We start from the raw sequence: 18,105 nt of genomic DNA, 5'->3' as shown, positions 1-18,105 counted from the left end.
CCATTGCTTGAGGCAACTGATCTGAAGGTGGAGTTCCCGGGACGTGACGGCCGCCGGGCGCGTGCGGTCGACGGGGTGAACCTGTCCGTCGGCGCGGGCGAGATCGTGGCGCTGGTGGGCGAATCCGGCTGCGGCAAGACGACTCTCGCCCGTACCCTGCTCGGTCTCGAACGGCCTTCTTTTGGGCAGGTGTCGTACGACGGGAGACCGCTGAGCTACTCGGGTCGCGCGTTGCGTGCCTTCCGTCGCCAGGTCCAGTTGGTGCTCCAGGATCCGATGGGCTCGCTCAATCCGCGGCAGACCGTGTACGAGGCCGTTGCCGAAGGCCCGCGGATCCACGGCTTGCCGGACGAGGAGCCGGTGGTTTCGGCGGCCTTGTCCCGCGCCGGCTTGCGCCCACCGGAACGGTTCTTCCTGCGCTATCCGCACGAGCTGTCCGGCGGTCAGCGTCAACGAGTGGTGATCGCCGGTGCGCTGGCCCTGAACCCCAAGGTCCTGATCGCCGACGAGCCAGTCGCCTCTCTTGACGCCTCCGTCCGCGGTGAGATCCTGTCGCTCCTGCTGCGGTTGCGCGACGACCTGGGCCTGTCAGCGTTGGTCGTCACCCACGACCTCGGCCTCGCCTGGAACATCGCCGACCGCGTCGCGGTCATGTACCTCGGCCGCATCGTCGAATCCGGTCCCACCGAAGACGTCCTCACCAATCCCCAGCACCCGTACACCCAAGCCCTGCTCTCAGTCCTCCCCGAATCCCCCGAACGCATCATCCTCACCGGCGAACCCCCCGACCCCACCCGAATCCCCACCGGCTGCCGCTTCCACCCCCGCTGCCCCCTAGCAACCACCGCCGAAGCCTGCACCACAACCACACTCCAAATCCTGCCTGCGGTCAGCGACCCCCAGGTCGCCTGCCACCTCACCCCAGTCACCACCCCCACCTGACTCCGACGGACCACCGCCGTACGCGCGCCCGCCGCTGCCCGACGTACGAGCTCTCCTCGCCGAGCCGACCTGGGCGAACCCTCCAACTGAGGGGATAACCCCCGAGTTGGAGGGTTGCCCACTCAGAATCTCGGGGGGCAACCCTCCAGCTCAGGGGCTAACCCCCTGAGGTTCCGCCTCTCCCGGTGCTTCAGGTTGTTGACAATAGTTGTGCTGGCGGTTAACTATTGCGGGATGGTGGAAGATCAGGTGGATCGGTTCTTTGAGGTGTTGGCTGATCCGACTCGGCGGCAGGTGGTGCGGTTGCTGGGTGAGGGGCCGCGGCGGGCGGGGCAACTGGCGGCCGCGACCGGCGCGTCGTCGCCGGCGATGAGTCGGCATCTGCGGATCCTGCTGGCGGCCGGGCTGGTCGCCGACGAGCGGGTGCCGGACGACGCCCGGGTCCGGGTCTTCCGGCTGAACCCCGAGCCCGTGGTCGCGGTGCAGGCCTGGCTCGACCAGGTGCAGGCGCACTGGCGCGAGCAACTGGGCTCGTTCAAACGACACGTCGAGCAGAAGGAGTCGTCATGACCGCACAATCCGCCAGGGCGTCCGTCGAGGTCGCTGCCGATCCGTCGACCGCGTTCCGCATCTTCACCGAGGAGATCGACCTGTGGTGGGTCCGCGGCCCGATCAACTTCTTCGACGCCGCCCGGGCTACCGCGATGCAGATCGAGCCCGGCGTCGGCGGCCGGATCCTCGAGGTCTACTCGCCGCCGGACGACGTACTCGAGCTGGGCACGATCACCGACTGGGAGCCCGGCGCGCTGTTCGCGTACCGCAGTTCGGTCGACGACACCGAGACCCGGATCAGCTTCGACGCATTCGACAGCGGGACCCGGGTGACCGTCGTACAGTCACTCGTCCCCGGTGGCGAGAAGGCCTTCTACTTCTGGCCCAACGTCATTCACTGGCTCCCAGCGTGGGTCAGCCGGCGCGACAGCGCGCCGCGCACTCCCCGCGAGCTCGATCGGCTCGCGATCGCCTTGTACTACGAGGATCCAGCAGCCGCGGCCCGGTGGCTGCACACCGTCTTCGGCCTGGACTCCTGGGACAAGATCCCCGCCGAGGGTACGGATCCGTCCTGGATCGAACTGCAGGTGGGTACTCGCGCGATCCTGCTCTTCAAGCTCACCGAGAAGCGCACCGCGCAGCTGGACCACAGCGTCTGGGTGTACGTCGACGACCTCGACGCCCACTTCACCCACACCCAGTCCAACGGCGCCAAGATCCTCAGCGAGATCCACCAGCACGGCTACCGCTGCTACGAAGCCGAGGACCTCGAAGGCCACCACTGGACCTTCGCCCAAGCCCGCCCCACCATGTGATCCCGCTGACCGGAGGCCGCCTCACCCAGGGCGTCGTACGCATCGCAGACACCGTACGACGCCCTGCGTCGGAGAAGTCCGCCTTCACCGCCGAGCTTCTCCACCTGCTCGAGGCACAAGGCTTCGCTGGAGCCCCACGGCACCTCGGCCAGGACGACGAGGGCCGCGACATCCTCACCTATCTCGACGGCTGGGTCCCGCCGAGGTTCCAGCGCTGGCAAGACGACCAGCTAGCCGCCGCCGGCGCACTCCTCCGCGCCTTCCACGACGCCACCCGCGGGAGCCGGCTCGCCGGCCATCATCCCGTCGTCTGCCACCACGACCCGGGCCCGAACAACTTCGTCTTCCGCGACAACCGCCCCGTCGCCCTGATCGACTTCGACACCGCCGAACCGGGAAGCCCGCTCGAGGACATCGGCTACGCGGCCTGGACCTGGTGCATAGCCTCGAAGTACGACGACCCCGACCGCCAGGCCGCCCAAGTCAGAGTCCTCGCCGACGCCTACGGCCTCACCGCCCAACAACGGACCGCCGTCGTCGACGCCACGATGGAGCAACAACTCCGCAACGCCCGCTTCTGGACCGAGGTCGACGCCGAAGTGACGGACCGCCGACGCGCCGAACGCATCGCCTGGTCCCGCCGCGAACACACCTTTACAGCAGCCAACAGGCACATCTTCGAAGCAGCGCTCTAGAGGCGGCCGGCCTTTTTGAGGGATAGGTAGGTGTCGGCCAGTGCCGGGGCTATGTGGTTGGGGGTTTCGTCGATGACCGTGACGCCGGCTCGGGTGAGGATGGCGGTGACTCGTTCGCGGTCGAGGCGGGTGCGGGCGGCGGAGGCGGCGGCGTAGACCTCGGGGAGGTCGGCGCGGGTGGACTCGAGTTCGGTGAGGCGCGGGTCGGCGACCGACGCGAGGACGATGACGTGGCGGCGGAGCAGCGGGCCGATCACCGGCAACAGCGACTCCTCGATGACGGCGGGGTCGAGTCCGGTCAACAGCACCACGAGGGAGCGCTGGCCGAGGCGTTCGAGGACCTGCGAGACGACGACGCGGAAGTCGGTCTGGACGAGTTCGGCCTCGACGTTCGCCAGCGCGTTCACGAACGACGGCAGCACGTCTTCCGGGGCAGGCCGTCGTACGTCGGCGCGGACGGCGGAATCGCAAGCCAGCAAGGAAACCCGGTCACCCGCGCGGGTGGCGAGTGCCGCCAGCAACAACGCCGCGTCCATCGCGTGGTCGAGGCGTGGCGCGTCACCGACCCGGCCCGCGGACATCCGGCCGGAGTCGATCACGATGGCGACCTGCCGATCGCGCTCCGGTCGCCAGGTCCGCAGTACGACGTTGCCGCGCCGAGCCGTCGCACGCCAGTCGATACTGCGTACGTCGTCCCCTGGCACGTAGTCACGCAACGAGTCGAACTCCGTGCCCTGCCCCCGCACCAGCAACGCCGTCCGCCCGTCCAGCTCCCGCAACCGCGCCAACCGCGACGGCAGATGCTTCCGGCTCTTGAACGGCGGCAACGCCCGCACAGTCCACGGCACCTGATGCGACCCCTGCCGACCAGCGAAACCCAGCGGGCCAACGGACCGGACCGTCACTCGGGAGGCGTGCCGGTCACCACGCCGCGTCGGCACCAGATGCGTCGCCAGCCGCCGCCGTTCCCCAGCAGGCAGGTCCAGCTTGTGCGGCGGATCCAGTACGCCGGCCGACGGCGGCCACGCGTCCCGCAGCAACCCCCGCACCCGCCGACCCGGATTCGCGACCAGCAACTGAACCACAGCCTGCTCACCAAGTCGTACGGCGTTGTCACCCTCACGACTCAGCTGCAGCCGCCGAGGCGACCCGGCCAGCAGCATGTCGAACACGCACACCACCAGCACGACCGCGACCACCACGCCGACCCCACTCCAGCTAGGCATCACCAGAGCGACGAAGACGACCCCGGCCGCAGCCAGCAGAGCGGCCCTGCCCGTCAGAACCATCAGCGTGGTACCGGCACGGTGGCCAGTACGCTCTCCAGCACCGCATCGGCGCTGACACCCTCGAGCTCCGCCTCCGGCCGCACCTGCACTCGATGCCGAAGGCAAGGACGCGCCATAGCTTTCACATCGTCCGGGATCACGTAGTCACGTCCGGACAACCACGCCCACGCCCGAGACACCGCGAGCAATGCGGTCGCACCGCGCGGCGACACCCCGAGCTGCAGCGACGGCGACTGCCGCGTCGCCCGGCAGAGGTCCACCACGTACGCCAACACGTCTTCCCGCACTGCAACCCGGCGTACGGCGTTCTGACCGGCCAGCAGGTCCTCTGGCCCGGCCACCGGGCGCAGACCGGCCGCCTCCAGGTCACGGGGGTCGAAGCCCTGCGCATGCCGGGCCAGTACGGCGATCTCGGCGTCGCGCGGCGGGATGTCGAGGGTCACCTTGAGCAGGAAGCGGTCGAGCTGGGCCTCCGGCAACGGATAGGTGCCCTCGTACTCGATCGGGTTCTGGGTCGCGGCCACGACGAACGGTGCCGGCAGTTTGCGCGGTTCGCCGTCCACGGTGACCTGGCGTTCCTCCATCGCCTCCAGCAGCGCGGCCTGCGTCTTCGGTGGGGTCCGGTTGATCTCGTCGGCCAGCAGGATGTTCGTGAACACGGGCCCTTTCCGGAACTCGAACTCACTGGTCTTCGCGTCGTACACGAGCGACCCGGTGACGTCACCCGGCATCAGGTCCGGCGTGAACTGCACGCGCTTGGTCTCCAGCCGCATGGCCATCGACAGTGCGCGCACCATCAGCGTCTTCGCCGTACCGGGCACGCCCTCCAGCAGCACGTGGCCACGGCAGAGCAGGGCGAGCACCAAGGCGGTCACCGCGGTGTCCTGACCGACCACCGCCTTGCCGATCTCGGTCCGCAGCGCCACCAGCGCCTGCCTGGCCTGATCGGCACTGACCTCGGTGGTGGTCACGGGGCCTCCCGGCGTGGACTGAGGAGCGTAAGGAGCGAAGCGACTGAAGCGACGAGGGAACGCCGGGAGCCAAGGCCCCGGGACCCCCGCGCCGGAGGCGCGGCAAAAAGCAGGGTCACCTGTGTCTTACCTCCTGGGTCAGTACGTCGAGTTCATGGGACAAGGACATCAGTGCGGCGTCACTGAGTGGTGGAAGGCCGTAGAGGAGTTCGTAGAGCATGGCCGGATCCCGACCGGTCCGAGCGGCCACGGTTGCCACCACCGCCGACGGGTCGGCCCGTCGGGGGATGCCATGCGCCTTGTGCAGCTTGCCCAGGGCAGACTCGCGCAGCGCCGCCGCAGCACGGTCCCGAGCGCGTGAGCGCCGGTAGAGCCGCGCTCTGCCTTCAGTGGTCTCCGCAGCATGCACGATCACCGGAAGCCGCTCCGCAATCACCGGACCAAGCCGACGCCCCCGCCAGAGCGCCACGACCAGTACGGCGAACGCCAGCGCCCAGCCGATGTAGCGAACATCCGGCGGGATCAACGGTGGACCGTCGGACTCCTCGTCGTCGAAACCACTGGACTCCCACTGCGGCAGATACCAGGTCAGCTCCTGGTTGGTGCCCAGCAGGTTGAGTGCCAGCGCCGCATTGCCGTCCTCAGCGAGCTCTTCGTTGGTGAACGAGCGCGGAGTGCCCACGACATCGACGATCCGGTCGCCTGTGTCCAGACGGATCACCGTGTTGTTGATGCCGTCGCCATAGCAGCGCTGCGCAGTACTCGGAGCGGAGTACGTCGACCCGCCGACAGTCACCGTGCCCGCCTTCACCGCGGCCGGTAGCTCGCAGCCGGGTCCGCGACTACCCGACGACAGCACCTGTCCGGTGTCGTGCACACCCGGTGCGAGGATCTCCAAGGCCCGTGACCCCGGGCGGATCAGGACGAGGTGACTCCACCGCGCATCCGCGATGCGCGTCCAGTCGTAGCGATCCAAAGACCCCGCCGGGCCGATGACGAGCGTCTTGCCGTTTCCGGATTGCACTGCGTCTTCCAGGACCTCGGTGCCGTGCACATTGACACCGTGGTTCTTCAGCAGCGTCGCCAGGGCACGTGCACCGTCCGACTCGGTGGAGTCCGGACTGAACGGCCCTGACGTCCGTGCGGTCGTCGCGATCATGACGATGATCGCGATCAGCACTATGGCTCCGGTGACGAGCAGTGGTGTCCGCAGGACACGCCAGCTCTCGCCGGCACTGCGTCCGACCGCCGTACTCACGCCAGCACCCGAGCAGTCCGCGCTGCGTCGTCGGCCGCCACGACAGCGGCGTACCGCTCCGGCGTCCCGGGACGGTTGCCATAGACAACCTCAGTGAAGGCCAGTGCGGCCGGCTGCAGCGGCTCCCGCAGCGCTGGCACGGTACGACCGGCGTCCGCGACCACCTCGTACGCCGTCCGGCCGGCGCGCTCATCCAGAATCGTGCGTTTGGTGAGCTCGGAGACGCAGGCCCGGAAGCGACTGCGGATCGCGAGCGCATAGTCGCCGGAGGCAGCCTCTCGCTCCGACTGGGCGCGGTACTCGGCCGCTGTGCGCGGCTTGGCCGTGTCGAAGACCGCCTGCGGCGCGCGGCGACTGGTCCGCAGTACGCCGGCCCGCCACAGCACCACGACGACGATGAGCGCGAGCAGGCCGATCAGCATCGCCAGACCGGCGTGACCGTTGGGGGAGGAGCCGGTGAGGCTGTCCAGCAGGTCACCGATCCACTCCAGCACCTTGCCGATCGCCTTCTCGATGAGCGAGCCACCGGACTGCCGGTACGCCGACTTGGACAGCTCCTGCGCCGCCTCCTGCGCAGCCTGGTCCCGCCCGATGTCCACAGGCGGCTCCTGGAGGAAGATCACGAGCCACCCCCAGAGCGCAGCACCGGGCGCATCCACAGGTCCAGGCCTTCCCGGCGTACCCGGAGGTCCAGATAGATCAGCGCCTGGACAGCGGACATGAACGCGAGGCTGGCGATCAGCGTCAGCACAGTCGCGATACCGGCGGCCGCACCGAGCGCGATCGCTACCGCTGTGGCCCCGCTGCCCTCGCTGCTGTCCGCCCACGAACCAACCGTGAACACCAGCGTCGAGATCCCGAACTGCAAGGCGTACCCGACGATGTTCACCACGAGCCCCCCGAACAGCAGGATGCCGAACACCCGCCAGAACTTGCCCTTCACCAGCTGCCATGACCGCCGCAGCGCACCCCAGATCCCCACTCTGACACCGATGTAGAGCCCGATGTCCGGCGCGTGCAGGCCCTCCATCAGTACGACGGTCCCGGCCAGCACCAGGCGGACACCGAAGATCAGCACGAGCGCTCCGCCGACCAGCATCATCGCCACGGCCACGGCACCGGCCACATCGGAGGAGATCGCCGCATCCGCGCCCGTACCGATCCCGAGCACCGCCAGCCCCCAGCCTCCGATCAGCAGCACGAACGACAGCGACTGCACCAGGCCGACCGCGGCCAGTGCGGGCAGAGCCGGCCGGACAAGCCGCAGAAGCTCCCGCGGACCGACCCGGTGCGCCAGCTGGCTCCGCACCGCGGCCAGCGCGATGATCCCGGCCAGCATGCTCGACACCACACTGAACAGCACGAGCTGCACGCCGTACGTCAGCAGGAGCGCCGCACCGGCCTGCTGGAACGGGTCATCCGCCCCGAAGAACCCATCCAGCCCACCTGGTACGGCGACCTGGGTCAGAGCGGCCTGCACTGCGACCAGAGCGATAGCGGCCAGCACCGGAAGGCCCAGCATGATCGTCTTGTTGTCGGAGATGGTCCGGGCCGCGTTGTCCAGCAGGTCCGCGGGCAGCCAGGGCCGCAACGGCTCCGCCGCCGCTTCCTCGTGCAAACGGATGTCGTCGGCCACTACCTGCCTCCCCTCGCTGAACCGCCGGCCCGGATTGTGCGTGAGTTGTGGTAAGCCCCGGCGATGCACCATGATCACAGCCCAACTCGGGGTCACACGGCGATCCGGCGTGTGCACTACCTGGGGGATGGGACACTATCCGTAGTGCGTACGGTCAGCATCCGCTGGGCGCACAAGATCGGACGGCAAGGAGCCAGGCGTGGCAGATGGTAACCGGACGATGAGAGGTCGGGTCCTCATCGTCGACGACGACACCGCGTTGTCGGAGATGCTCAGCATTGTGCTGCGCAACGAAGGCTATGACACCTATCTGTGCGCGACCGGTGACAAAGCGGTACCGGCGTTCCGCGAGTTCAAACCGGATCTGCTGCTGCTCGACCTGATGCTGCCCGGGATGGACGGGATCGATGTCTGCCGGGCGATCCGGGCCGAGTCCGGCGTACCGATCGTGATGCTGACCGCCAAGAGCGACACCGTCGACGTCGTGCTGGGGCTGGAGTCCGGGGCCGACGACTACGTGGTCAAGCCGTTCAAGCCCAAGGAGCTGGTGGCCCGGATCCGGGCCCGGCTGCGCCGGATGGACGAGCCCGGGCCGGAGTCGCTGACGATCGGCGACCTGACCATCGACGTGGCCGGGCATTCGGTGAAGCGGGCCGGCGAGACGATCCAGCTGACGCCGCTGGAGTTCGACCTGCTGGTCTGCCTGGCTTCCAAGCCGTGGCAGGTGTTCACCCGTGAGGTGCTGCTGGAGCAGGTCTGGGGCTACCGGCACGCGGCCGACACCCGGCTGGTGAACGTGCACGTCCAGCGGCTGCGCTCCAAGATCGAGAAGGATCCTGAGCACCCGGAGATCGTGGTCACGGTCCGCGGGGTCGGTTACAAGGCGGGTGCGGACTGATCGAGTACGGACGCGACCAAGAGTCGCCGGCTGTCGCCGAAGCTCCGGTCACACCGGGTCCGGAGCAGCAGCCGCCCGCCCCTCCCAAGCCGGAGGTGGCCGAGTCCCGTGGCACGGAGCTGGAACTGACCGCCGCCACGGTGGACTGGCCTGCCTACCCCCAGCCGCTCTGGCGGACCCACCCCAGGCACTGGCCGGACCTCTGGCGCCGGTCCATCCAGGCCCGGATCGTCACCGGCACCCTGCTGATGTCGACCCTGGTCCTGCTGCTGGTCGGCTGGGTGATGATGAGCCAGGTCACCGACGGCGTGCTGGAGTCACGCCGTACGAGCGCGCAGGCGGAGGCGGTCGCACAGCTCACGCAGCTGTCCAACACGATCAACGCCGCCGACCGCAACACCATCAACCAGCAGCTGTCCGAGCTGGTGCTCGGCTCCAACCGCCCCGGCCTGTACGACGTCCTCCTGGTGCCGAGCGACAACGCCAACTCCAACGCGATCCGCTACACCGGCCTGGTCGACAGCGACTCGATCCCGCAGGCACTGGCGTCCTCGGTGACCAGTGACGAGTCCAAGCTGTACGACACCTACACCCAGATCAACTACCGCGACGGGCCCAGCGTCCCCGGCCTGGTGATCGGCTCCCAGCTCCGGATCAACTCCACGAGTGAGCGGTACGCCGTCTACTTCCTCTTCCCACTCACCGCGCAGCAGGAGACGCTCGACGTCGTCCAGCGCGCCCTGGTGACCGCGGGACTGCTGCTGATCGTGCTGCTCGGCGCCGTGGCCTGGCTGGTCACCCGGCAGGTCGTCACCCCGGTCCGGATGGCGCGGCGGATCGCGGAGCGGCTGGCGGCCGGCAAGCTCGAGGAGCGGATGCAGGTCCGCGGCACCGACGACCTGGCCCGGCTGGCGGTCTCGTTCAACAAGATGGCGAGCAACCTGCAGCGGCAGATCCGGCGGCTGGAGGAGCTGTCCCGGCTGCAGCGCCGGTTCGTCTCCGACGTCTCGCACGAGCTGCGCACGCCACTGACCACGGTCCGGATGGCCGCCGACCTGCTGCACGAGACCCGCGACCAGTTCGACCCGATCAGCCGCCGCTCGGTGGAGCTGTTGCAGAACGAGCTCAACCGGTTCGAGGAACTGCTCGCCGACTTGCTGGAGATCAGCCGGTTCGACGCCGGCGCGGCCGCGCTCGACCTGGAGGACGTCGACCTGCGCGACATCGTCAGCCGGGTTCTGGAGAACCACGAGACCCTGTTGCAGCGCAAGGGCTGTGCGGTCGAGCTGGACATGGCGCAGCCGTGCCGCGCCCAGGTGGACTCGCGCCGGATCGAGCGGATCCTGCGCAACCTGATAGGCAACGCCATCGAGCACAGCGAGGGCCAGCCGATCCGGATCAGTACGGCGCACGACGACGACGCCGCCGCGGTGGCCGTGCGCGACCACGGGGTCGGCTTCCGGCCCGAGGAGGCCGAGATGGTGTTCAGCCGGTTCTGGCGGGCCGACCCCGCGCGGGCCCGGACCACGGGCGGGACCGGTCTCGGCCTGTCCATCGCGCTGGAGGACGCCCGGCTGCACGGCGGCCGGCTGGATGCCTGGGGCGCACCGGGTGACGGCGCCTACTTCCGGCTCACCCTGCCGCGCCGGCCCGACGTCACCCTGGCCGGATCGCCGTTGCCGGCCCGCCCGGCCGACGCGAGCCGGGTCGTCACCGAGCTCGTCGACGTGGGAGCGCCGTACCAGAAGCTGAGCGGTGGTGAGGACCGGTGAGGCGGAGACTGCTCGCGGCCGTCCTGGCCGTCCTGCTCCTGGCTGGCTGCGCGACCGTGCCGACCAAGGGCACCATCCGCAGCGGCAGCCGCCAAGGCCTGGCGCCGGAGCTCGGCGGCGTCGGAGTGGAGGCGCAGCCACCCAAGGACAACCTCAAGGAAATGCAGGTGGTGACCGGGTTCCTGGAGGCCATGTCGGACTCGCAGGCCTACGACGTCGCCCGGCAGTACATGACGCCGGAAGCCGCGGCGGCGTGGAAGCCTGAGTCCCAGACCGTGGTCTACGACCAACGACCCGACGCGCTGACGCTGCAGGGCGGTGGGGTCAAGCTCACGGCCCGCAAGATCGCGACCATCAACGACCGCGGCGAGTGGATCCCCGCGGCGGCGGACGTGCCGGCCGACTTCTTCTTCAAGCTCACCAAGGTGAACGGGCAGTTGCGCGTCGCGTCGGCGCCTCCTGGTGCCTACCTCGGCAGCAACCAGGTGGACCTCAAGCTCGCCCCGCGGGACCTGTACTTCTTCACACAGGCGAAGGACATGCTCGTCCCCGACCCGGTCTACCTGCCGCTGAACCTGTCCTCCGGCCAGGCCGCGACCCAGCTCGTCCAGGAGCTGCTGAAGGGCCCGACCGGCCGGCTGGGCAACGGCGTGGTCACGATGGCGCAGCCTGGCACCGAGGTCCAGGTGTCCGTCCCGGTCGAGTTCGGCGTGGCGACGGTGGCGCTCAACGACACGGCCGGTTCACTCCGGGAGGCGGAGCGGCGGTTGCTGGCCGCCCAGATCGTCTGGACGCTCAACCAGATCAGTCTCCGGGTCAAGATCACCGTCGGCGGCGCACCGCTGCTGCCGGACGACCCGGACGTGCTCCCGTTCGCGAACTTCAGCCAGTTCGACCCGTCCGTCCCCGGCGGGGCGCTGACCGACCTGTACGGCCTGAAGGGCGGGAAGGTGCAGCGGATCGTCGGGCTGGACGGTTCGTCCGACATCGCCGCCAAGCCGCTGGACTCCAGCCAGCTGCACGGATACAACGCCGAGTCGTTCGCGGTGAACCTGCACGGTGACTCCGGCGCGATCGTCACGACCGACAAGGACGGCAACAAGCTCGTCGCGTACGCCAAGCTGGACGCGACCGACAAGGCCGACGAAGTCAAGCCGATCCCGGTGGCCGGCACGGTGCTGCCACCGAGCTACGACAACCAGGACAACCTCTGGATCATGGACAAGGCGGACAGCGCGGAACCGCGGCTCCGGGTCCGCAACCGCGACGGCGTGGTCAGCATGGTGAAGACCAGCTTCCGCGGTGATTCCCCGGTGGTGCTCAAGATGGCGCCGGACGGCGTCCGGGCCCTGATGGTGATGAAGTCCAAGGCCACCGGGCAGAACTACGTGCAGACCGGGGCCATCCAGTACGCCAACGGCGGCAAGCAGCTGCTGCTCGGGCAGTTCCGCCAGCTCCGGCTGCCGCTCACCAGCATCACCGACGCGGCTTGGAATAAGCAGGGCATCCTGGTCGTCGGCGCGAGCCCCACGGGCAACAACCCGAGTCGGCTGCCCTGGCTGGTCAACACCGACGGGTCCCGGCTGCAGTTGCTGCCCGGTTCGCTACCCGGGTTCACCGCCAAGACCGTCGCGTCCAACCCCAACAAGGACACGCTCCCGGTCATCGAGGACGTCGAAGGCAGGGTGCACTGGCTCAGCCGCGATCTGCTCTGGACGCCGATGGATGCCGACGAGAAGGACCCGCCGCTCGTTCCGGTCTATCCCGGCTGACGCCCAGGTTGTCCACAGGCCAGGTTGTCCACAGGCCGGCGGCCGGGTGGTTGCTTTGACCGGCCGCTGCACCGATCGTGGGTGCGGTGCCGGCCCGGGACGCGTTCGTGGATCTCGTCCTGGGTGGGCGCTGCGCGGGCTGCGACCGGCCGGGCGTCACTCTCTGTGATGGTTGCCGAGGGCTACTGACGAGGCTGACTCCGTTCCGTGCCTGGCCGGACCCGCGGCCGCCCGGACTGCCGCCGCCGACCGCGAGTGCGCCGTACGCCGATGAGGTGCGGCGGCTCGTCATCGCGCACAAGGAGAACGCTCGGTACGCGCTGGCGCGGCCGCTCGGCGGCGTGCTCGCGACCGCGGTGTCAAGCGCGCTGGGGAAGCGCGACGGGGCCTGGTTGTGCCCGGTCCCATCGGCGCGGGCGACCGTCCGGCAGCGCGGCCACGACCCGTTGCGGCGCATCACGAAGGCCGCGGTACGGGCGCTGCGCAGGCAGGGGATCGACGCCCGGATCGCCGACGCGCTGCGGGTCGTACGGCGTCCGGACGACCAGGCCGGCCTGTCCGCGCAACGCCGTACCGCCAACCTGGACGGGGCTTTCGCGCTTCGTTCGCGCTGGGCTGAAACGCTGACAGATCAGCCGGTCGTGCTGGTCGACGACGTCATCACCACCGGTTCCACGCTCGCGGAGGCGTGCCGGGCCTTGGAAATCGGGGGAATCCCGGTCCTCGGATGCGCCGTACTGGCCGCGACCCGCCGGTACTCGGCGTCTGGTTCATGAGAACTTCCCTACCGGTTTTCGCCGAAGCCGACTAGCGTTGGCCCATGACACCCGCAGGGGCTTGTCGAGCAGGGATGTGGTGCAGGGCCGGATCAGCCGGAATCCTCACCGCGACCTCCGACCGGCTCGATAGCGGGTGTCTTCGTTTCGGGCGCCCCAACCGCAACCGACACAGCGAAAAGGAGTCGTTTTTTCACTCTGATGGGGGTGCGGAGACGTAACAAAGAGTCGCCGATCGATGGAGGTTTCCGTGGACGTCGTTGTCAAGGGTCATCACTGCGAGGTCAGTGACCGCTTCCGGCAGTACGTCGAGGAAAAACTCGAGCGAATCGAGAAGGTCGATCACCGAGTACTGCGGTGCGAGGTGGAAGTCAGCCAGGAGAAGAACCCGCGACAGCACGATCGGGCGATGCGTGTCGAGCTCACCATGTACACCAAGGGTCCGGTGGTCCGCGCCGAAGCGTGTGGCGAGACCAAGACGGCGGCGTTCGACGTCTGCCTCGACCGGCTCCGGGCCCAGGTCCGCAAGGCGGCCGACCGCCGCCGGGTGCACCGTGGGGAGCGTTCGCCGGAAGGCCTGCGGCACGTGAACGCGAAACAGTCGGCAAACAACACAGCTCCGGAGGAGGCAGTCGCCGAGGACAAGGTGGCGACGTACAAAGTCGGATCGCTCACGGTCACCGGCGACGGACCACTGGTGATGCGCGAGAAGACCCACACCGCCAAGCCGATGTCCCTGGACCAGGCGCTCTACGAGCTCGAACTGGTCGGGCACGACTTCTACCTGTTCGTCGACGCCGACGAGAACCAGCCCAGCGTCGTCTACCGCCGACGCGGCTACGACTACGGCGTGATCCGGCTGGCCGTCTGAGCCTGTCCGACCGAACAGCGTGATCTTGGGAGGAGCACCACAACAGAAAGGGCCGGGCCACTGAGCCCGGCCCCTTCTTCTGCCCACGGATGACAGTCTCGTCATCCCCGGTGCAGGGCTGTTCCTGCGCGTCGTGAGCGGGCGTAGCTTTCCAGAGTCCGGATTTCCCCTGGTCCTGGAAGCAAGTCGCCATGTCCCGCCATCGAGCCTCAGCACGAGTCCGTGGCCCACTGGCGCGACTCGCCTGGTTCCTCTGGTATCTCGCCGTCCTGCTGGTCCCGCTGGTCCTCACCTGGGGAGTGATCGGGCCACCGGACGCCGGTGCCGGGGCTGCGCTGGTGCTGAGCGCTGGGCTGGTCGGCTTCTCCGCGCTGGTGGTGGCCGTCGCGCTACCGGCCCGGCTGCCGTGGCTGATCGCGGCCTTCGGGATCGAGACCGTGCTAGCCATCCACCGGATGGTCGCGCTGATCGCGGTGGTGCTGGTGGTCGTGCATCTCGTCGCGGTGCTGTTCGTCGATCCGCGCGGCCTGACGATCCTCGAGCTCTGGAACACGACCTGGGCGGCCCGGGCGGCTGTCATCTCGACGGTCGCGCTGGTGCTGGTCGTCGTACTCGCGCTGCGACGTCCACGCCGCCAGCCGCGGTACGAGGGCTGGCGGCTGGTCCACAACGGACTGGTGGCGGTCGTCCTCGTCGCGGCCTGGCTGCACGTCTGGTGGCTGCGCCATCTGGTGTCGCACGTGGTGGTGGCCGCGTGGTTCGTCGCGTCCGGCCTGTTACTGGCCGGCCTGGCCGCGCGGCGCTGGATCTGGCTGCCGATCCGGTCCCGGAAGTTCGCCTACGCGGTGGTGTCGGTGCGGGCTGCGGCCGGCGACGGCGTAACGCTGACGATCCAGGCCGACGGTCATCCCGGCCTGTCCTTCGAGGCCGGCCAGTTCGTCTGGCTCAAGATCGGTTCGACGCCGTTCGTCTTCGAGGAACACCCGTTCAGCGTCGCCTCGTCCGCCGAACACCCGGACCGCATGGAGTTCACCATCAAGGCGCTGGGAGATTTCACCGAACTCCTCGGCGCGCTCCGCCCGGGCCGTCCGGTCTTTCTCGACGGGCCGTACGGCGGGTTCACCATCGAGGGTCTGGACGACGCGCCAGGGTTCGTGTTCATCGGCGCCGGCGTCGGCATCACGCCGCTGCTCAGCATGCTGCGGACGCTTGCGGACCGGGCCGACCAGCGGCGGCTGTGGCTGATCGTCTCGGCCCGCACCGAGTCCGACCTGATGCTGCGGCGCGAGGTGGAGCAGGTCCGGACGCGGCTGAACCTCAAGGTCCTCGAGGTGGTCAGCGCGCCCGGACCGGGGTGGACCGGCGAGGTCGGGCGGATCGGTCACAACCTGCTCAGCCGTAACCTCCCGCGCCGCCCGCACCGGCTCCACTACTTCCTGTGTGGTCCCCAGCCGATGGTCACCTCGGTCAGCCACGACCTGGCCGCCCTCGGCGTCCCGCTCCGCCGGATCCACACCGAACGCTTCGGTTCGGTCTAGCTGTCGATCTGGGACTGGAGTTCGGCGGCGTAGGTGGCTACCTCGGCGTAGACACCGGGGTTGCCGGCGTCCGCGCAGCCGACGCCCCAGGAGACGACGCCGAACAGGCGGCCGTTGAGGACGAGCGGGCCGCCGGAGTCGCCCTGACAGGAGTCCTTGCCGCCGTCCTCGTAACCGGCGCAGATCTCGCCGTCGGCGGTGTAGCCCTCGCTCGCATACGCCTGCTCGCAGTACGCGTCTCCCAGAACCGGTACGTCGACCTTCTGGAAGGTGTCCGCCGGCCCGGTGCCTTCGGTCTCACCCCAGCCGTAGACGATCGAGGCGGCGCCGGCCGTGTCCGCTGCCTTGTCTGTCTCCAGTGCGAGCGTGGGTACGCCGTCGAACGGCGTGGCCAGCGTCATCACCGCGACGTCGTGACCAGGCTGCTTGCCGTACTGCGGGTCCACCCAGACGCTGCTGACCTTGGACTCCTTGCCGGTGGACTTGTCGCTCAGCACGTCCCGGCCCTGGATGGCGGTGTAGGTCGTCGCCGTCTCCTGCGCGCAGTGCGCGGCGGTGACGATCTTGTTCGCCTTCACCAGCGTCGACCCACACCACTCCTCGGTCGGGTCGGGGGAGCCGCTGTTGGACAGCTGAATGGCCCAGGGGGTGTCCGCGGTGTGGGCGATGGTGCCGCCGACGATCCGGGTCTTGGGTCCGTCGGGCGACTGCGCGGCCGATGCGGAGCCGGCCACGGCCACCGCACCGAGGGACGCCGCGGTCAGTACACCGGCCGCCAACACGGCCCGGACCAACTGCAATCTTCCTGTCATGCCTCACTCCAGGTTGATAGGGGCCACACGGGCGGCGTGACCTCCTCGCAGCGTCCCTTGAACACCCTCCGTAGCGCACCTCCCACTTGCGGTAACTTCCGAGTTATGGCCAGAGAACTGTCGGAGGTACCCGGCACAATCCAGAGGGTGACAGTGCTTTGGCCGGGCCTTCGGCGCCGGCGTGGTCATGGGGCCTTGGCTCCCGGCCTTCCCTCGTCGCTCCAGTCGCTGCGCTCCCTACGCTCCTCAGTCCAGGCCGGGAGGCCCCATGACCATGCAGGTGTTGTCGACGGCTCAGGCTCGGCGGGTGGCGCTGGCGGCGCAGGGATTCATGGATCCGCGCCCGAAGGGGACTCCGGATGCGCGGGCGCTCGCTCGGGTGCTGGGGCGGATCGGTCTGATCCAGATCGATTCGGTCAACGTGCTGAGCCGCACGCAGTACCTGCCGTTGTACTCACGGCTCGGGCCCTACCCGCGCGACCTGCTGGACCGGGCATCGGGGAAGGCACCGCGGCGCCTGGTGGAGTACTGGGCGCATGAGGCGTCCCTCATCCCGGTCGAGACGCACCCGCTGATGCGCTGGCGGATGGCCCGCGCGGCGACCGAAGCCTGGGGTGGCCCGCGGTCGATCGCCGCGGAGCGGCCGGAGCTGGTCAAGCAGGTGCTCGCCGACGTCCGCGAGCACGGTCCGCTGACCGCCCGCGAGATCGACGACGACGTCGAGCGTGACCGGACCAACTGGGGCTGGAACTGGTCCGACGTGAAGCGTGCCCTCGAGTTCCTGTTCTTCGCCGGCGAGATCACGGTGGCCCGTCGCAACCAGCAGTTCGAGCGGATGTACGACGTACCCGAGCGGGTGCTGCCTCGCGCGGTTGTGGAGACGCCGACGCCGTCCGTGGCGGAGGCGCATCGAGGGCTGGTGTCGATCGCGGCCAAGGCGCACGGGGTGGCGACCGCTCAGTGCCTGAAGGACTACTTCCGGACCTCGCCGGAGCCGACCGCGCTGGCGATCGCGGAGCTGGTCGAGGAGGGCGAGCTGCTCCCGGTCCAGATCGACGGGTGGAAGCGGCCGGCGTACCTGCACAGGGACGCGCGGCTGCCCCGGCGGGTGAACGCGCGGGCCCTGGTCAGCCCGTTCGACTCGCTGGTGTTCGAGCGCACCCGGACCGAGGTCCTGTTCGACTTCCGGTACCGGATCGAGATCTACGTCCCGGCCGAGAAGCGCATCTACGGGTATTACGTCCTCCCGTTCCTGCTCGGGGACCGGTTGGTCGGCCGGGTGGACCTCAAGGCGGACCGGTCAGCCGGTGTCCTGCTGGTCCAATCGGCCCACGCGGAGCCGAAGGCACCGGTCGAGACGGCGGACGAATTGGCCGCCGAGCTCGTCCAGTTGGCCGGCTGGCTCGGGCTCGATCAGGTCCGGGTGGCCGGGGGCGGTGACCTCTCGCCAGCACTCAGTGACGCCCTGCGAGGTTTCTGACGGAGCAGCGGGAACTTTCCGGCCCGCC

The 18,105-nt window shown here is 69.1% G+C and carries 17 protein-coding genes; 11 read left to right on the top strand and 6 right to left on the bottom strand.

The window, feature by feature from the left end; genetic code table 11:
* Positions 1-3: 3 nt before the first annotated feature.
* From AB0E63_RS09800 to AB0E63_RS09785, 4 genes are all read left to right on the top strand, one after another.
* Positions 4-942, top strand: coding sequence for an ABC transporter ATP-binding protein (locus tag AB0E63_RS09800; RefSeq protein WP_360363711.1), 939 nt, complete (start codon positions 4-6; stop codon positions 940-942).
* A 234-nt stretch (positions 943-1,176) separates the two neighbouring features.
* Positions 1,177-1,512, top strand: a complete 336-nt coding sequence (locus AB0E63_RS09795) for a metalloregulator ArsR/SmtB family transcription factor (protein ID WP_360363709.1) — start codon at positions 1,177-1,179, stop codon at positions 1,510-1,512.
* Entirely contained in the window at positions 1,509-2,309 is an 801-nt protein-coding gene (locus tag AB0E63_RS09790) for a VOC family protein (RefSeq protein ID WP_360363707.1), read from the top strand. Before AB0E63_RS09795 ends, AB0E63_RS09790 begins: the two co-directional genes overlap by 4 nt.
* Positions 2,306-3,004 carry an aminoglycoside phosphotransferase family protein gene (locus tag AB0E63_RS09785; protein WP_360363705.1) on the top strand — a complete coding sequence of 233 codons (699 nt, stop codon included), beginning with the start codon at positions 2,306-2,308 and terminating at the stop codon, positions 3,002-3,004. The genes AB0E63_RS09790 and AB0E63_RS09785 overlap by 4 nt, the downstream gene beginning before the upstream one ends.
* Here AB0E63_RS09785 and AB0E63_RS09780 read toward each other — a convergent pair.
* From AB0E63_RS09780 to AB0E63_RS09760, 5 genes are all read right to left on the bottom strand, one after another.
* Positions 3,001-4,293 carry a DUF58 domain-containing protein gene (locus AB0E63_RS09780; protein WP_360363703.1) on the bottom strand — a complete coding sequence of 431 codons (1,293 nt, stop codon included), beginning with the start codon at positions 4,291-4,293 and terminating at the stop codon, positions 3,001-3,003. The two genes, AB0E63_RS09785 and AB0E63_RS09780, sit on opposite strands and share 4 nt — an antisense overlap.
* Positions 4,293-5,264, bottom strand: coding sequence for a MoxR family ATPase (locus tag AB0E63_RS09775; RefSeq protein WP_360363701.1), 972 nt, complete (start codon positions 5,262-5,264; stop codon positions 4,293-4,295). Before AB0E63_RS09775 ends, AB0E63_RS09780 begins: the two co-directional genes overlap by 1 nt.
* Before the next feature lie 115 nt (positions 5,265-5,379).
* Entirely contained in the window at positions 5,380-6,522 is a 1,143-nt protein-coding gene (locus AB0E63_RS09770) for a DUF4350 domain-containing protein (RefSeq protein WP_360363699.1), read from the bottom strand.
* On the bottom strand, positions 6,519-7,121 hold the full coding sequence (locus AB0E63_RS09765) for a DUF4129 domain-containing protein (protein WP_360363697.1): 603 nt from the start codon (positions 7,119-7,121) through the stop codon (positions 6,519-6,521). Before AB0E63_RS09765 ends, AB0E63_RS09770 begins: the two co-directional genes overlap by 4 nt.
* A 20-nt stretch (positions 7,122-7,141) precedes the next feature.
* Positions 7,142-8,158 (bottom strand): hypothetical protein, encoded by a 1,017-nt coding sequence (locus AB0E63_RS09760; RefSeq protein WP_360363695.1) that lies wholly within the window; start codon positions 8,156-8,158, stop codon positions 7,142-7,144.
* Between the two features lie 220 nt (positions 8,159-8,378).
* On the opposite strand from AB0E63_RS09760, the gene mtrA reads away from it, so the two are divergent.
* The 6 genes from mtrA to AB0E63_RS09730 all read left to right on the top strand — a co-directional run bounded on the left by mtrA (position 8,379) and on the right by AB0E63_RS09730 (position 15,785).
* Complete coding sequence (mtrA, locus tag AB0E63_RS09755) at positions 8,379-9,056, top strand: MtrAB system response regulator MtrA (protein ID WP_131345780.1); 678 nt, start codon at positions 8,379-8,381, stop codon at positions 9,054-9,056.
* A gap of 95 nt (positions 9,057-9,151) precedes the next feature.
* On the top strand, positions 9,152-10,828 hold the full coding sequence (mtrB, locus tag AB0E63_RS09750) for an MtrAB system histidine kinase MtrB (RefSeq protein WP_360363693.1): 1,677 nt from the start codon (positions 9,152-9,154) through the stop codon (positions 10,826-10,828).
* The gene (locus AB0E63_RS09745; protein WP_360363691.1) at positions 10,825-12,600 is read left to right on the top strand and encodes an LpqB family beta-propeller domain-containing protein; all 1,776 of its coding nucleotides are present in this window, start codon (positions 10,825-10,827) and stop codon (positions 12,598-12,600) included. Before mtrB ends, AB0E63_RS09745 begins: the two co-directional genes overlap by 4 nt.
* A gap of 86 nt (positions 12,601-12,686) precedes the next feature.
* Positions 12,687-13,376: a phosphoribosyltransferase family protein gene (locus AB0E63_RS09740; protein WP_360363689.1), complete on the top strand. Its 690-nt coding sequence runs from the start codon at positions 12,687-12,689 to the stop codon at positions 13,374-13,376.
* Between the two features lie 250 nt (positions 13,377-13,626).
* Positions 13,627-14,247: a ribosome-associated translation inhibitor RaiA gene (raiA, locus tag AB0E63_RS09735; RefSeq protein ID WP_360363687.1), complete on the top strand. Its 621-nt coding sequence runs from the start codon at positions 13,627-13,629 to the stop codon at positions 14,245-14,247.
* Between the two features lie 191 nt (positions 14,248-14,438).
* Positions 14,439-15,785 (top strand): ferric reductase-like transmembrane domain-containing protein, encoded by a 1,347-nt coding sequence (locus AB0E63_RS09730; RefSeq protein ID WP_360363685.1) that lies wholly within the window; start codon positions 14,439-14,441, stop codon positions 15,783-15,785.
* Here AB0E63_RS09730 and AB0E63_RS09725 read toward each other — a convergent pair.
* Positions 15,782-16,597: a serine protease gene (locus tag AB0E63_RS09725; protein ID WP_360363683.1), complete on the bottom strand. Its 816-nt coding sequence runs from the start codon at positions 16,595-16,597 to the stop codon at positions 15,782-15,784. The two genes, AB0E63_RS09730 and AB0E63_RS09725, sit on opposite strands and share 4 nt — an antisense overlap.
* A gap of 274 nt (positions 16,598-16,871) precedes the next feature.
* On the opposite strand from AB0E63_RS09725, the gene AB0E63_RS09720 reads away from it, so the two are divergent.
* The gene (locus AB0E63_RS09720) at positions 16,872-18,077 is read left to right on the top strand and encodes a crosslink repair DNA glycosylase YcaQ family protein (protein WP_360363943.1); all 1,206 of its coding nucleotides are present in this window, start codon (positions 16,872-16,874) and stop codon (positions 18,075-18,077) included.
* Positions 18,078-18,105: the final 28 nt, after the last annotated feature.

The sequence above is a fragment of the Kribbella sp. NPDC026596 genome, from assembly GCF_040638415.1.
In the GTDB taxonomy this organism is placed as follows: domain Bacteria; phylum Actinomycetota; class Actinomycetes; order Propionibacteriales; family Kribbellaceae; genus Kribbella.
Note: the sequence above shows the minus strand (reverse complement) of the source record. Positions and strands in the feature narration are given on the sequence as shown.